We start from the raw sequence: 14,182 nt of genomic DNA on the forward strand, positions 1-14,182 counted from the left end.
AGAATTGCTGTCCGAGCCGGGCGAAGGGAAATCTCAACCTTAGCCAACCGTTAACTCCGAAGACGGTAGCGTGACCGGACAGTTCCCCATCGTGTCTGGTACCGCATGCGCTCGCTTCGCCGTTCCGCATCGCCCTACGATACTTTCGTCGACAGCTTTCGCCCGTTCCTGGCCAAGCGGATGACGGAGTTGGGCGGTTTCGTGCTGTTTGCCGGTGCCACCGCGCTGACGGTTGCCCTGGCGACGTGGTCGATCGACGATCCGAGTCTCAACCACGCCACGGATCATCCCGCCCACAACGTGCTCGGAACCGGCGGTGCCGTGGTGTCCGATCTGGCGATGCAGCTTCTCGGGCTCGGCTCCCTGGCCTTCGTCTTGCCGCCGGCCCTGTGGGGCATCCAACTGATGCGCACGCGGACGCTGCCGCGCGGCGGTCTGCGCCTGACGCTCTGGATCATTGGCTTCTTCGCCGCGAGCGCGGTGGCCAGCGCCTTGCCGTCGACGGCGCGCTGGCCTCTGCCCACCGGCCTCGGCGGAGTTGCCGGCGACGCGCTGATGCATGCCGCCCGCACGATGCTGGGCATCCTGGCCTCACCGCTCCTGGCCTTCGCGGGCTTCCTGTTCGCCGGCGTGGCGATTCTGTGCCTCACGGGTGCCTGCCGCGTCGGCGAGGTCGAGGAGGAAGATGCGGATGCCTACGATGCGCCTCCGGCCTCTGTGCGCCAGCCCCAGCGCGGTCGCGTCGATAACACCCAGGACGGGCGCTACGAGGATGACGAGCCGAGTCTCGGCATCGTCTCCCTCGGGGCGATGGCGCAGGCCCTGATGGGCGGTCGCGCGGCCCTGGCGGCTCGGATCGGGGAGTGGCGTGCCGACCGCGCCGCCGCCGCCACATCGCTCGCCTATGCGGGGGCCTCGCCGGCCCTCGCGGCGCAGCGCGCCTTCGCGGCACCGGAGGATGCGCCCTGGGCCACGCATGCCCCGGAGGCCCGCCTCGGACCGTCCGACGGACGGCGGGAACCCGTGTTTGAGCCCTTCGATCCGGCCTCGCCCGGCCCATCGCCGACCGTCTCATCCGCCCCGCCGGCGGCGGTCTCGCAGCGGCGGCCGGCCCCGGTCCATCACGACGAGGATTTCGACGACGCGGAGGACGCCGATGGTCCGGCCCCTGTCGAGGAGCCGGCCCCGGCGCGCTCGCGTGTCGCGCCCGCCGCTCCCCCGCCGGTGCCCGCCGCCGCGCGCCGTACTCCGCCCCAGCAGCCATCCGAGAACTATCGCCATCCGGCCCTGGAACTGCTCGGTGAGGCGCCGCGCCTGCCGGCCTCGAGCCAGATTTCGTCCGAGGCCCTGGAGCAGAACGCCACCCTGCTGGAAGCGACCCTCAGCGATTTCGGCGTGCGCGGCGACATTCTCGCGGTGCGTCCCGGTCCTGTCGTCACCCTCTACGAGCTGGAGCCGGCCCCCGGCACCAAGTCGAGCCGCGTGGCCGACGACATCGCCCGGTCGATGTCGGCGGTCTCAGCCCGCGTCGCCGTGGTCCCCGGTCGCAACGCCATCGGCATCGAGCTGCCGAATGCCCGGCGCGAGACGGTGTACCTGCGCGAATTGCTGGCCTCTGCCGATTTCGCCGAGACCAAGCAGAGCCTCGCCCTGTGCCTGGGCAAGAACATCGGCGGCGAGCCGATCATCGCCGATCTCGCCAAGATGCCTCACCTGCTGGTGGCGGGCACCACGGGCTCGGGCAAGTCGGTCGCCATCAACACCATGATCCTGTCGCTGCTCTACCGGATGAAGCCGGAGGAGTGCCGCCTGATCATGGTCGATCCGAAGATGCTCGAATTGTCGGTCTATGACGGCATCCCGCACCTGCTCTCGCCCGTGGTCACCGACCCGAAGAAGGCGGTCATCGCCCTCAAGTGGGCCGTGCGCGAGATGGAGGAGCGCTACAAGAAGATGTCCAAGGTCGGTGTCCGCAACATCGACGGATTCAACGCCCGACTGGCCGAGGCGCGTGGGCGCGGCGAGATCCTGACCCGGACGGTGCAGACCGGCTTCGACCGCGAAACCGGCGAGGCCGTCTACGAGACGGAGGAGATGGACCTGTCGGCGCTGCCCTACATCGTCATCGTGGTCGACGAGATGGCCGACCTGATGATGGTGGCGGGCAAGGACATCGAGGGNCGTCACGATAGAAGGCATTGGACCGCACCCAGTCGGTTACGTGAATGACGCAATTCGTCTACGAGACGGAGGAGATGGACCTGTCGGCGCTGCCCTACATCGTCATCGTGGTCGACGAGATGGCCGACCTGATGATGGTGGCGGGCAAGGACATCGAGGGYGCGATCCAGCGTCTGGCCCAGATGGCGCGCGCGGCCGGCATCCACCTGATCATGGCGACGCAGCGCCCCTCGGTCGACGTCATCACGGGCACGATCAAGGCCAACTTCCCGACCCGGATCAGCTTCCAGGTGACGAGCAAGATCGACAGCCGGACGATCCTGGGCGAGATGGGCGCCGAGCAGCTGCTGGGCCAGGGCGACATGCTGTTCATGGCCGGCGGCGGGCGCACGACGCGCGTGCACGGTCCGTTCTGCTCGGATTCGGAAGTCGAGAGCGACCTCAGGCCGCGGCCTCGTCGGCCTTGTCGCCGTCCTCGAGGCCGAGGTCCTTGAGCTTNCGAGATGGGCGCCGAGCAGCTGCTGGGCCAGGGCGACATGCTGTTCATGGCCGGCGGCGGGCGCACGACGCGCGTGCACGGTCCGTTCTGCTCGGATTCSGAAGTCGAGAGCGTGGTCGCCCACCTCAAGCGCCAGGGCCGGCCGTCCTACCTCGAGGCGGTCACCGCCGACGACGGCAGCGGCGACGAGAAGCCCGCCAAGGGCGGCTCCGACGAGATCGAGCTGGACGGCGCGGTGTTCGATCAGGGCAGCTTCGGCGAGGCCGGCGGCGATCTCTATACCCAGGCCGTCCAAGTGGTGCTCAGGGACAAGAAGGCCTCGACCAGCTACATCCAGCGCCGTCTGCAGATCGGCTACAACCGTGCCGCCTCGCTGATGGAGAAGATGGAGATCGAGGGCATCGTCGGCCCGGCCAACCACGCCGGCAAGCGCGAGATCCTGGTCGAGCCGGATCCGCACCAAAGCTGAACGCAGGCGCGATCGGGTGCGCCAGGAGCCTGAGCCGTCGCGAGACGCGAACGGTCTGCGCTTTCGAGGGCGATCGTATTTCTCATCTTGGAGGCAGCCTGCGCGTCACCCTCTCCCGCCTGCTCCGCAGAGGGGGGAGGGTCGATCCCGTACCCGACCCAGGCTCCATTCTTCCCGACACGAGACCCCGCTTCCCGCGATCGCTACGGCGCGCGGTTCGGCGGGAACCCGCCTCTATCCGCGCGGCGCGAACAGGATGACGGCGGCGCCGACGAGACACAGGGTAGCGCCGGCCATGTCCCAGCGATCCGGCCTCTGGCTCTCGACGATCCAGAGCCAGAGCAGCGAGGCGGCGATGTAGATCCCGCCATAGGCCGCGTAAGCCCGTCCCGCCGCTTCGCTCTCGACGCGGGTCAGAAGGGCGGCGAACAGCACCAGCGCCGCGATGCCGGGGCCGAGCCACAGGGCCGAGCGCCCGAGCCGCGCCCAAGCCCAGAAGGCGAAGCAGCCGGCGATCTCCGCCAGGGCGGCCGCGGCGTAGATCGCGAGGGTCGCGAGAGGCTTGTCCATGGACTACGCGAGCGACGTGAAGCGGTAGACCGTCGTCGCCCGAAACGGCGCGTCCGGCCGCAGGACGGGGCTTGGGAAGGTCGGTTGGTTCGGCGCGTCCGGGAAGCCCTGCGCCTCGAAGCAGACCGCGTCGCCGGCCCGGTAGAGCCCTCCGCCCGATCCGGTCACCGTCCCGTCCAGCATGTTGGCGGTGTAGAGTTGGAGGCCCGGCTGGGTCGTCGCTACGGTGAGGCAGCGCCCGCTCACCGGGTCGACGGCCTGTGCCACCTCCCGCAGGGCTCCGTCGCCCCCGAGCACGTAGGTGTGGTCGTAGCCGTGGGCGAGCGCCAGCTGCGGGTGCGCTTCGCGGATGCGCGCGCCAAGGGCGACCGGTGTGCGAAAGTCGAAGGGCGTGCCGGCGACGGAGGCGATCGCGCCGGTCGGGATCTGCTCGGCATCGGTGACCAGCACCCCGTCCGCCGCGATGGTGACGATGTGCCCGAGGGCGCTGCCGGCGCCCTCGCCGGCAAGGTTGAAGTAGCTGTGATTGGTCAGGTTGAGGATGGTCGGCCGGTCGGTGACGGCGGCGTAGTCGATGGCGAGGCTGTGACCGTCCGCCAACCGATAGGTGACGGTGACGTCGAGGTTGCCGGGAAAACCCTGCTCCCCGTCCAGGGAGCGGTAGGTCAGGGTCAGGCTCGCGGCCTCGGCGGCCGTGACGCGCCAGACCCGGCGGTCGAAGCCTTCCGGCCCGCCATGCATGGTGTTGCGGCCCTCGTTCCGGGGCAGGTCGTAGCTCCGGCCGTCGAGGTGGAAGCGCCCGCCGGCGATCCGGTTGGCGTAGCGCCCGATGACCGCGCCGAAATGGGCGTCGCTGGCCGCGTAGCCGGCAAGATCGGCGGCCCCCAGGACGACGTTGGCCCGGCGTCCGGTCCGGTCCGGCACATCGATCCGGCTGACGATGCCGCCGTAATCGAGGATCTGCACCCGCAGATCGCCCCGCTCCAGGGTGTGGCGCGTGACGGGATCGCCCGCGCCTGTCGTCCCGAAAGGCTCCGCCTGCATGGTGTCCGTCCTGGTGTTCCCCGGCTCAACGCGTCGATGGCGGATCGGTCCCGTCAAGCCGTCCGGTCGTTAGGCCGGCAGCCCTGCGGGTTCGGCTTCGGCATCACCGGCGAGTTGCATCCGATGCAGCCGGGCATAGATTTGTCCCTCCGCGATCAGCGCCTCATGCCGGCCGGTCTCGACGATGCGGCCACTGTCCATGACGACGATGCTGTCGGCGTCGCGGACGGTCGAGAGCCTGTGGGCGATGACCAGGGTGGTGCGGCCTCGCATGAGGCGCTGGAGGGCCGCCTGCACCAGGCGCTCGGATTCGGAATCGAGGGCGCTGGTGGCCTCGTCGAGGAGCAGGATCGGCGCGTCCTTGAGGAATGCGCGCGCCAGCGAGATCCGCTGGCGCTCGCCGCCCGACAGGCGCCCACCGGAGGAGCCGACCTGGAAGTCGTAGCCCTCCGGAAGGCGGCTGATGAAGCCGTGCGCCGCCGCCGCCTCGGCCGCGGCCTCGATCTCCGCCCGCGTGGCACCCGGCCGGCCGAACCCGATATTGGCCGCGATGGTGTCGTCGAACAGCACCACGTCCTGCGAGACCACCGCCACGGTCGCCCGTAGCGAGGCGAGGCTGACGGTGCGGATATCCTGGCCGTCGATGCGGACCGTCCCTTCGGTCACGTCGTAGAGGCGCGGCACGAGATTCAGGAGGGACGACTTGCCCGAGCCGGAGCGGCCGACCAGTGCCACCGTCGCACCGGCCGGAACCGTGAAGTCGATCCCCTCCAGGGCCGGTGCGTCGGGGCGGTAGCGGAACTGCACGCCGGTGAAGCGGATCTCGCCGCCCGCGATCCGCAAGGGCGGGGCGCCCGGAACGTCCCGGATGCGCGGCGCCTCGTCCATCAGGGCGAAGTAGCGCTGCAGCGCCGCGCCTGCCTCCTGCAGAATCGCGTTCAGGGTCCCGAGGGTGCGGATCGGTTGCGAGGCGAGCAGGAGGGCGGTGACGTAGCCGGTGAAGTCGCCGACCGTGCGGTCGCCCGAGGTCACGCGCTGGCCGACCAGGGCCAGGACGGCGGCGACCGCGAAGCCGCCGCCGATCTCGAGCAGCGGGTCGAGGCGGCCGCGGGCGTTGGCGGCCTTCATCTTGAGGCGGCGCACCTCATCGAAGGCGCCCTGCGCCCGGCCCTTCAGGTAGCCCTCCAGCGCGTAGGTCTTGGCGATGCGCGCGCCCTGCAGGCTCTCGGTGATCAGGCTGGCGGTGAGGCCCATCCGCTCCTGCGTCGCTGTGGAGACCCGACGCAGCTTCTTGCCGACGCGTCCGATCGGGCCGGCCACGAACGGCACCACCACGCCGGCCACCAGGGTGAGGATCGGGTCCATCCACACCAGCGCCGCCACCAGGGCGATCAGCATGGCGATGTCGCGCAGGAGGACGGTGGAGATCCGGGTCAGGCCTTCCTTGATGAAGGCGAAATCCGTGGTGAAGCGCTGGGTGAAGGCCGCCGGGCTTTCCCGCCCCAGTTGGGCGAGGTCCGAGTCGATGAGGTGCCCATAGAGGGCCGCCTGCATGTCGGCCTCGACGCGGGTGACCACCCGGTTGGTCAGGACGTTCTGGCCGAACAGCGCGAAGCCGCGGATCGACGTGATCGCGATCACCACGACGGGACCGTAGGCGAGGGCCGCCATGTCCTTCCGGTCGAAGGCGTCGAAGGCGAGCTTGATCAGGGTCGGATACAGGCCGGTCGCCGCACCCACGATGGCGATGAGCACCAGGACCACTGCGAGGGTGGCCCGGTGCGGCCGCAGCCATTCCCGCCAGACCCGGCCGAGGAGGGGAAGGATGTCGCCCTTGGGAAGCGCTCGTCGCGCCATCTGATCCGCTCTTTCCGTGTCCGTGCCCGCCCGACGGCGCTTGGGCCGTGACTGCCCGGGTGTTTGCGTCCGCCTGCCGGCGAGATCAAGGGAAAGCCACCCCGGGCGGATGCGCGGCACGCGTCCCCCCCGGTGGACCGGGGGTCAGCTTGGCAATGTGATAATGTTACAGTAGAGCGGGTGGGCTGATCGAAAGGACCGTTCCCGATGCCGCTCCGGCTTCCATTCTGGCGCCTCTCCGCCGCCTTCGTGCTCCTGCTCGGTCTGGTGGGACCGGGTTGGGCGGAGGATGCCAAGTCCGTACCGGCCACTCCCTCGGCACCGGCGGCCAAGATCAGGGTCGTGGCGACTTTCTCGATCCTGGCCGATTTCGTTAGCCAGGTCGGGGGTGACCAGGTGGCCGTGACGTCGCTGGTCCAGCCGAACGCCGATGCCCACGGCTACGCCCCGGCGCCGAGCGACGCCAAGACCCTGGCCGACGCCAACCTCGTCGTGGTCAACGGGCTCGGGTTCGAAGGCTGGCTCGACCGCCTGATCAAGGCCTCCGGCACAAAGGCCCCGGTCGTCGTCGCCTCCGCCGGGGTCAAGCCGATCGAGGCCGAGGACGACGATCACGCCCATCACGGGCACGGCCATCACGACGATCCCCATGCCTGGCAGAGCATCGCCAACGCCCGGATCTACGTGGGCAATATCCGCGACGCCCTCGAGCGGATCGATCCGGCCCACGCGGCGACCTACGCGGCCAACGCGAAGGCCTATCTCGGCACCCTGGATGTCCTCGAGTCCGATGTGCGGGCTGCGATCGCCGCGATCCCGAAGGCGCAGCGCCGGATCATCACCACGCACGACGCCTTCGGCTACTTCACCGCCGCTTACGGGCTGACCTTCATCGCCCCGCAGGGCATCTCCACCGACAGCGAGGCGAGCCCGCGCGACGTCGCCCGCATCATCCGCCAGATCCGGCAGGAGAAGATCCCGGCGGTGTTCCTGGAGAACATCAGCGATCCGCGCCTGATGCAGCAGATCGCCCGCGAGAGCGGCGCCGTGATCGGCGGAAAGGTGTTCTCCGACGCTCTGTCGGGCCCGGACGGCCCGGCGCCGACCTACGTGGCGATGATGCGCAACAACGTCTCGGCTTTCACGGCGGCGCTGGGCAAACGCTGAGGCGTCCGGCCTCAGCCTCCCGTCATCGGCGGAAAGAACGCGATCTCGGAGGCGCCGGCGATCGGCGCGTCTGGCTTGGCATGGACCCGGTCGATGGCCGCCCGGACGATGCCCGTCGTCTCGAAGGCGTAGGCGTATTCCTCGCCTCGTCCGCGCAGCCAGGTCACGAGATCGGACACCGTCACGAGGTCGGCCGGGAGATCCAGAATCTCCTCGGCCTTGCCGACGCGCTCGCGCACCCAGGCGAAATACACGAGCTTCATCGCGGTGGTGTCCCTCAGCGCGGATCGTCGATGACGTGCTTGATCCCGGCCCTCATGTAGTCCCAGCCGGTATACAGCGTCAGCGCGGCGGCGAGCCACAGCAGGATCGTGCCGGCCTGCAGTGTCCCCGGCAGGATCGACTCCCCGGCGGGGCCAGCCACCAGGAAGCCGATGGCGATCAGCTGGACGGTGGTCTTCCACTTGGCGACCTTGCTCACCGGCACGCCGACCTTCAGCTCGGCGAGATATTCGCGCAGGCCGGAGACCAGGATCTCCCGACACAGGATCACGATGGCGGCCCAGAGGGTCCAGCCCACGATGGTGTTGTCGGCCGCCAGCATCAGCAGGCAGGCCGCCACCAGCAGCTTGTCGGCGATCGGGTCCAGCATCCGGCCCAGGGCCGAGCTCTGGTCGTAGGTCCGCGCCACGTAGCCGTCGAGGTAATCCGTGATGGCGGCGAGGATGTAGATCGCCAGGGCGCCGAATCGGGCGCTCGGTTCCTGCGGCCAGTACAGCAGAGCCACCAGCACGGGCACCGCGACGAGCCGACCGTAGGTCAGGCAGTTCGCGAGCGTCCAGGCTGGCGAGCGGCGGCGGGGGAGGACGGAATTCATCGCAGGCGTGAAACCATGTGCGGGGTTGGGGGTCAACCGCTCCTGCGAACGAACATTTTCACGCATGCGCGGGCGCGGCTCCGCGCTCAGCCCTGCGTGTGGAAGAAGTCGTACACCGCGCGCGCCGTGGCGGCGTTGACACCGGGCGTCTTCGCCAGATCCTCGAAGGCCGCGCGCTGGATCGCCTTCACGGTCCCGAAGTGGTGCAGGAGTGCGCGCTTGCGGCTCGGACCGATGCCGGCGATCTCGTCAAGGGGGTTGCGCACCATCTCGCGCTTGCGCTTGGCCCGGTGACTGCCGATGGCGAAGCGGTGGGCCTCGTCGCGCAGGCGCTGTACGAAGTACAGGGTCGGGTCGCGCGGCGGCAGCTTGAAGGGCGGCCGCCCCGGCACGAAGAAGGTCTCGCGCCCCGCATCGCGGTCGCGTCCCTTGGCGATGCCGACCAGGGCCACGTCGCTGATGCCGATCTCCTCGAGGGCGGTGCGGGCGGCATCGAGCTGCCCCTTGCCGCCGTCGATGAGCACGAGGTCGGGCCAGACCGGCAGGGTGTCGCTCTCGGGCGCCGCCTCCGGTACCGGCTCCTGCGCGCCCCCTTCGCTCGCCGCGATGGCAGCCTCCCTGGCCGTGCGCGGGTTCTCCTTCACCAGGCGCTTGAAACGGCGCTGGAGCACCTCGCGCATCATTCCGTAATCGTCGCCCGGCGTCAGCTCTTCCGACTTGATGTTGAAGGTGCGGTAATGCTGCTTGGCGAAGCCCGTCGGCCCGGCCACGATCATGCCGCCGACGGCGTTCGTGCCCATGATGTGCGAGTTGTCGTAGACCTCGATTCGCCGGGGCGCGCCCGCGAGCCCGAACGACTGCCCGAGGGCGGCGAGCAGCTTGCCTTGCGAGGCGGTGTCGGCGAGGCGCCGGCCGAGCGCTTCCTTGGCGTTGCGCTGCGCGTACTCGACGAGGTTCTTGCGCTCGCCGCGCTGGGGCTGGTGGATCTCGACCCGGTAGTCGGTGCGGCTCGACAGAGCCGCCGCCAGCAGCTCAGCATCCTCGATGGCGTGCGAGACCAGGACGCTGCGCGGCGCCGGTTTGTCGTCGTAGAACTGGCCGATGAACGAGGCCAGCACCTCGTCCGGCGTCATGGTCCGGTCAGCCTTGGGAAAGTAGGCGCGGTTGCCCCAGTTCTGGAAGTTGCGGAAGAAGAACACCTCGATGCAGAACTGACCCGCCTGCTCGTCGATGGCGAAGACGTCGGCCTCCTCCACCCCTTGCGTGTTGACTCCTTGCGTCCCCTGGATTGCCGACAGGGCCGCGATGCGATCCCGGAACCGGGCCGCGCGCTCGAACTCCATCTTTTCGGAGGCGTCCTGCATCTCCTCGCGCATGCGGTCCTTCACGGCGTTCGATTTGCCCGCCAGGAAGCTTTTCGCGCTGTCCGCGAGGCCCCGGTAATCGTCCAAATCGATCTCGCCGGTGCACGGGCCCGAGCAGCGCTTGATCTGGTAGAGCAGGCAGGGACGGGTGCGGTTCTCGTAGTAGCTGTCGGTGCAGGTGCGCAGCAGGAAGGCGCGCTGCAGGGCGTTCACCGTGCGGTTCACCGCCCAGACGCTGGCGAAGGGCCCGTAATAGCTGCCCTTCCGGCGCCGGGCGCCGCGATGCTTGATGATCTGCGGCGCTTCCGAATCGGCCGTGACTAGGATGTAGGGAAACGACTTGTCGTCCCGCATCAGCACGTTGAAGCGCGGCTTCAGCTGCTTGATCAGGTTGGCTTCGAGGAGCAGCGCCTCGGTCTCGGTGGCGGTGGTGACGAACTCCATCGCCGCCGTCTGCGAGATCATGCGGGCGATACGGTTCGAATGCGCCTGTCCGCGCGCGTAGGACCCGACCCGCGCCTTGAGGTTCTTCGCCTTGCCGACGTAGAGCACGTCGCCCTTCTCGTCGAACATCCGATAGACGCCCGGCGAGGTCGGCAGGGTCGTCCAGAAGCGCCGGATCACCTCGGTGCCGGCCTTGACCGCGCCCTCCTCGAAATCGAAGTCGATCTCGGGCGCATCGTCGGCCTGGGCGTGGTCCTCGGCCTCCTCCTCGGAGGCGTCCTCCCGGAATCCACCCTCCTGGAATCCACCCGCCTGGAATCCGTCCTCCCGGAACCCGTCCTGGTCGTCGAAGCCGTCCGGGGGCAGATCCTTGGCGGAACGCTCTCTCGAGGCGTGGTCTTTCGCGGGCGCGCGGCTCATGAGCCTGACTTAAGCCTCGCGCCGAGGCGAGGAAAGGGGCGGACCGGGCAAAGGCCGCCCTCGGCCCTCAATCGAACAGCGCGTCGATGTCGCCCTGGTCGACGTGGCCGATGTCGTCGGCGAGCTTCGGCCCGTTGAGCAGCGAGCTCTCGTCGTCGATATCCACCGTTGCGGGCGCGACGCCCAGCAGATCGCTGAAGCTGTCGAGGCCGCCCCATGCCTCGATCATGCGGTCCAGGTGCTCCTCGATGAACTTCAGCACACCCACGATCTTGTTGATTCGCTGGCCGGTCAGGTCCTGGAAGTTGCAGGCCTCGAAGGCGACGACGACCCGATCCAGGATGGCGTCGATGTTCTCGCGCCCGGCCATGGTGGTGGTCATGGCGCGCAGCATGCTGGCGTTGGTCTCGATCTCCTCGATCGCACCCAGGATCGTGCTGGTGGCGCGCTCCGTGGAATCCACCACGGCATCGAGTTCGCCGGCGACGCGGCGCATGCCCTTGCCGGTGTTCTCGGAGCGATAGAGGGTTGCGATCTCCTGCTTGGTGCGGGTGATCGCATCCTTCATGATGTCGAGCTCCGAGCGCATCGCGAACGCTTCGTTCAGCTCCTTCCGACACGCTTCGATCGTCTCCACCGTGCTGGTCTGCGTCACCTTCCGCAGATCCTGAATCGCGGACAGGATTTCGTCCAAGCGCTTGTTGTTCAGATTGGCCGTCTCCGACGAGACGGCGGATGCCGCCGCCACGGGGGCGCTCGCGAGGCCGAGACTGTCTTCGATGCGGTAACGTTTGAGAGTCATCGGTCGCGATCAGCCAACAAGAGAGAAGCCGGGTCACCTTGGGGCCAACTGATTTCGATTTCTTGAACGTCGCAACCGCTCGGCAACCTTTACGGTGCGTTCACGCTGAATCCATTCGCCTGTTCGCAGCCACCCCGGGCGGAACGATTCACCATACTCCTTCACCGGGTCTCCGCCTCGGCCCCCGATCCTGACCGCATGTCGAGCCCGGGATCGGGTCCGACCGGGCTTGGAGCGTTGACGAGCATGCGGTTCGATTGGTGCGTGGCCATCGCCTGCCTGACGGTGGGATGGGCGGGGCAGGGGAGTGGGGCGCAGGCGCAAGGCACATCGCGGGCGGGCGCCTATGGCGGCGGTTTCCTCGAGCTCCTGATGAACGACCGTGCCGGCACAGGGGCGTCCGAAGCCCGGATGGAGCGGCCGGTCTCCGGCCGTCCCTTACCCGACGGGCAATGGGGTTATCACCAGCCGCAGCCGCAGCCGCTCGCCTACGGCGTACCCCGCCAGCTGCATTCGGGAGATCGTGTCCCGGTCGAGCCGGAACCGGAGCGACAGACCCAGATCTCGCCGCAACGCGTTCCGGTGCGCCTCGCCGCTCTGCCAATGGCGCCGGATCGGGAACCGGCGGTCGAGCGTATCGCCCGCGCGCCGGATGCCCGCTATGCCCGCCAGGTCGTCGCCTTCGACGGACCGCAGCGTGCCGGCACCATCGTGGTCGATACTCCGAGCAAGTTCCTCTACCTCGTCCAGCCTGGTGGACAGGCTATCCGATATGGAATCGGCGTCGGACGGCCGGGCTTCGCCTGGGCCGGACTGAAGACCATCAGCCAGAAGCGGGAATGGCCGGACTGGACGCCGCCGGCCGAGATGATCCGCCGCCGTCCCGATCTTCCGCGTCACATGGCAGGGGGGCCGGGCAATCCGCTCGGCGCCCGCGCGCTCTATCTCGGCTCGTCGCTCTACCGCATCCACGGGACCAATGAGCCGCACACCATCGGACAGAACGTGTCCTCTGGCTGCATCCGCATGATGAACGAGGATGTCATCGACCTATACGAGCGCATACCGGTGGGAACGCGCGTCGAGGTTTTGTGACACCCTGAGAAACTGACGGGAGGCTGCCCTTAAAGCGGCCGCCTCCCATCCGGATCCGATCAGACCCAGTCGTCGTCGCCACCGCCGCCGAGGTCACCCCCGAAATCGCCGCCGGAATCGTCTGCGAACGAGGCATCCTGGAGGTCGTTGCCGCCCCCGAGGGCCGACCCGAGATCGTCGTTGCCGCCGCTGCCGCCGAAGAAGTTATTCTCGGTGACGTTCGGGGCTCCGAGGCCTGCCGCCGCCGAGCTGCCGAGCTGGGAATGCCCGCCCGCGAACGCGTTGGAGAGCGCGCTGCCGAGCAACATGCCGCCAGCCGCACCCGCCGCCATCGGTAGAGCCGTGGCCATGAATCCGCCGCCACGCGCCGGAGCCGCCTGCTGGCCGCCCCAAGGTCCACCCTGCTGCGGTCCGCCCTGGGGGCCACCGTAGCCGGGCTGCTGGCCGTAACCCGGCTGTTGCCCGTATCCGGGCTGCCCGCCCTGGTTCCCCCAGGCGCCGCCCTGACGCGGGGGCTCGGGCTGGCGGGCGGACGAACCGCCGAAGATGCTGGACAGGAAGCCGCCGCCACCCTGGGGCTGCTGCTGACCTGCACGGCGCAGCTGCTCGAGCTGCTCGTTCAGGCTCTTGATCGCCTCTTCCTGGACATAGATGAGCTGCGCCATCGCGTAGGGCGCGTAGGGCTGAGCCCGGATCTTCTCGGCAATGAAGCGCTCGGCTTCCGCGTCGCGGGGCTGGCTCGAAGCCTGCTCCAGGCGCTGGAAAATGCCGCCGATGACGTCGCGTTCTTCGCTGTTCATGGAGTTGTCCTCCTGGGGCAAGCCGGCGGGTGAACCACCCGCGCGGGGCGGGTCAGAGATGGTGGTGCCGTCGACCTTTGTCAGGGGCTCAACGCAAACTTTGCCGTCCCGGATGCATCGCGCCCGTGAAATGTGTGTGCCCGAACGCAGAAAGCCCGGCCTCGCGGCCGGGCTTTCGACGAAGAGGGCGCCCCGTGCGGGGCGCCCGGATCGGGTCCTAGTACGAGCCGAACTTGTAGTTCAGGCCGGCGCGGACGACGGCGAACTCGGTGCCGCTGTTGCGGTTGGAGAAGCCGGGCTGGCGGTAGAGGNGCGACCCGTTCGGGTCGCGCGAGATGCCGCCGGATCGGGTCCTAGTACGAGCCGAACTTGTAGTTCAGGCCGGCGCGGACGACGGCGAACTCGGTGCCGCTGTTGCGGTTGGAGAAGCCGGGCTGGCGGTATAGGACGTTGTTGGTGTCGTAGGCGTAGACGCCGGCGTTGCGGTTGTTGTTCTCGAGGTTCACGTACAGGCCTTCGACCTTGAGCGTGACGGCCGAGGAACGGAAGAAGTTCAGGAACGAGTCGGTGGGGAGCGCGTACTCGATGCCACC

General features: G+C 68.7%; 10 protein-coding genes and 3 pseudogenes. 4 read left to right on the forward strand and 9 right to left on the reverse strand.

Features of this window, described 5'->3' with window-relative positions:
* Positions 1–2,237: 2,237 nt before the first annotated feature.
* Together ASF57_RS14290 and ASF57_RS14295 are read left to right on the forward strand one after the other, a co-directional pair.
* Positions 2,238–2,618, forward strand: a pseudogene (locus ASF57_RS14290) (FtsK/SpoIIIE domain-containing protein); the annotation flags it as partial.
* A 62-nt stretch (positions 2,619–2,680) separates the two neighbouring features.
* A pseudogene (locus ASF57_RS14295) lies at positions 2,681–3,149 on the forward strand (DNA translocase FtsK); the annotation flags it as partial.
* A gap of 234 nt (positions 3,150–3,383) precedes the next feature.
* Here the strand turns inward: ASF57_RS14295 and ASF57_RS14300 are convergent.
* The 3 genes from ASF57_RS14300 to ASF57_RS14310 form a co-directional block, all read right to left on the reverse strand.
* Complete coding sequence (locus tag ASF57_RS14300) at positions 3,384–3,719, reverse strand: YnfA family protein (RefSeq protein WP_056179843.1); 336 nt, start codon at positions 3,717–3,719, stop codon at positions 3,384–3,386.
* A gap of 3 nt (positions 3,720–3,722) precedes the next feature.
* Positions 3,723–4,763, reverse strand: a complete 1,041-nt coding sequence (locus ASF57_RS14305; RefSeq protein WP_056484401.1) for an aldose epimerase family protein — start codon at positions 4,761–4,763, stop codon at positions 3,723–3,725.
* A gap of 69 nt (positions 4,764–4,832) precedes the next feature.
* On the reverse strand, positions 4,833–6,620 hold the full coding sequence (locus ASF57_RS14310; protein ID WP_056484404.1) for an ABC transporter ATP-binding protein: 1,788 nt from the start codon (positions 6,618–6,620) through the stop codon (positions 4,833–4,835).
* 207 nt (positions 6,621–6,827) lie between these two features.
* Between ASF57_RS14310 and ASF57_RS14315 the strand changes: the two genes are divergently transcribed.
* Entirely contained in the window at positions 6,828–7,787 is a 960-nt protein-coding gene (locus ASF57_RS14315; RefSeq protein WP_082503950.1) for a zinc ABC transporter substrate-binding protein, read from the forward strand.
* 11 nt (positions 7,788–7,798) lie between these two features.
* Here ASF57_RS14315 and moaD read toward each other — a convergent pair whose 3' ends face one another.
* From moaD to ASF57_RS14335, 4 genes are all read right to left on the reverse strand, one after another.
* On the reverse strand, positions 7,799–8,050 hold the full coding sequence (moaD, locus tag ASF57_RS14320; RefSeq protein WP_056484406.1) for a molybdopterin converting factor subunit 1: 252 nt from the start codon (positions 8,048–8,050) through the stop codon (positions 7,799–7,801).
* A gap of 14 nt (positions 8,051–8,064) precedes the next feature.
* Positions 8,065–8,664: a CDP-diacylglycerol--glycerol-3-phosphate 3-phosphatidyltransferase gene (gene pgsA, locus ASF57_RS14325; protein ID WP_056179856.1), complete on the reverse strand. Its 600-nt coding sequence runs from the start codon at positions 8,662–8,664 to the stop codon at positions 8,065–8,067.
* Positions 8,665–8,750: 86 nt separating this feature from the next.
* Entirely contained in the window at positions 8,751–10,892 is a 2,142-nt protein-coding gene (uvrC, locus tag ASF57_RS14330) for an excinuclease ABC subunit UvrC (RefSeq protein WP_056484410.1), read from the reverse strand.
* Between the two features lie 67 nt (positions 10,893–10,959).
* Positions 10,960–11,694, reverse strand: coding sequence for a chemotaxis protein (locus ASF57_RS14335; RefSeq protein WP_056484411.1), 735 nt, complete (start codon positions 11,692–11,694; stop codon positions 10,960–10,962).
* A gap of 246 nt (positions 11,695–11,940) precedes the next feature.
* On the opposite strand from ASF57_RS14335, the gene ASF57_RS14340 reads away from it, so the two are divergent.
* Positions 11,941–12,789 carry a L,D-transpeptidase gene (locus tag ASF57_RS14340; RefSeq protein ID WP_056179865.1) on the forward strand — a complete coding sequence of 283 codons (849 nt, stop codon included), beginning with the start codon at positions 11,941–11,943 and terminating at the stop codon, positions 12,787–12,789.
* Between the two features lie 59 nt (positions 12,790–12,848).
* Here the strand turns inward: ASF57_RS14340 and ASF57_RS14345 are convergent, their stop codons facing one another.
* The gene (locus tag ASF57_RS14345) at positions 12,849–13,589 is read right to left on the reverse strand and encodes a DUF2076 domain-containing protein (RefSeq protein ID WP_056484414.1); all 741 of its coding nucleotides are present in this window, start codon (positions 13,587–13,589) and stop codon (positions 12,849–12,851) included.
* 353 nt (positions 13,590–13,942) lie between these two features.
* Positions 13,943–14,182 (reverse strand): annotated as a pseudogene (locus ASF57_RS26235) (porin family protein); the annotation flags it as partial.

The sequence above is a fragment of the Methylobacterium sp. Leaf117 genome (assembly GCF_001422985.1).
Lineage (GTDB): Bacteria > Pseudomonadota > Alphaproteobacteria > Rhizobiales > Beijerinckiaceae > Methylobacterium.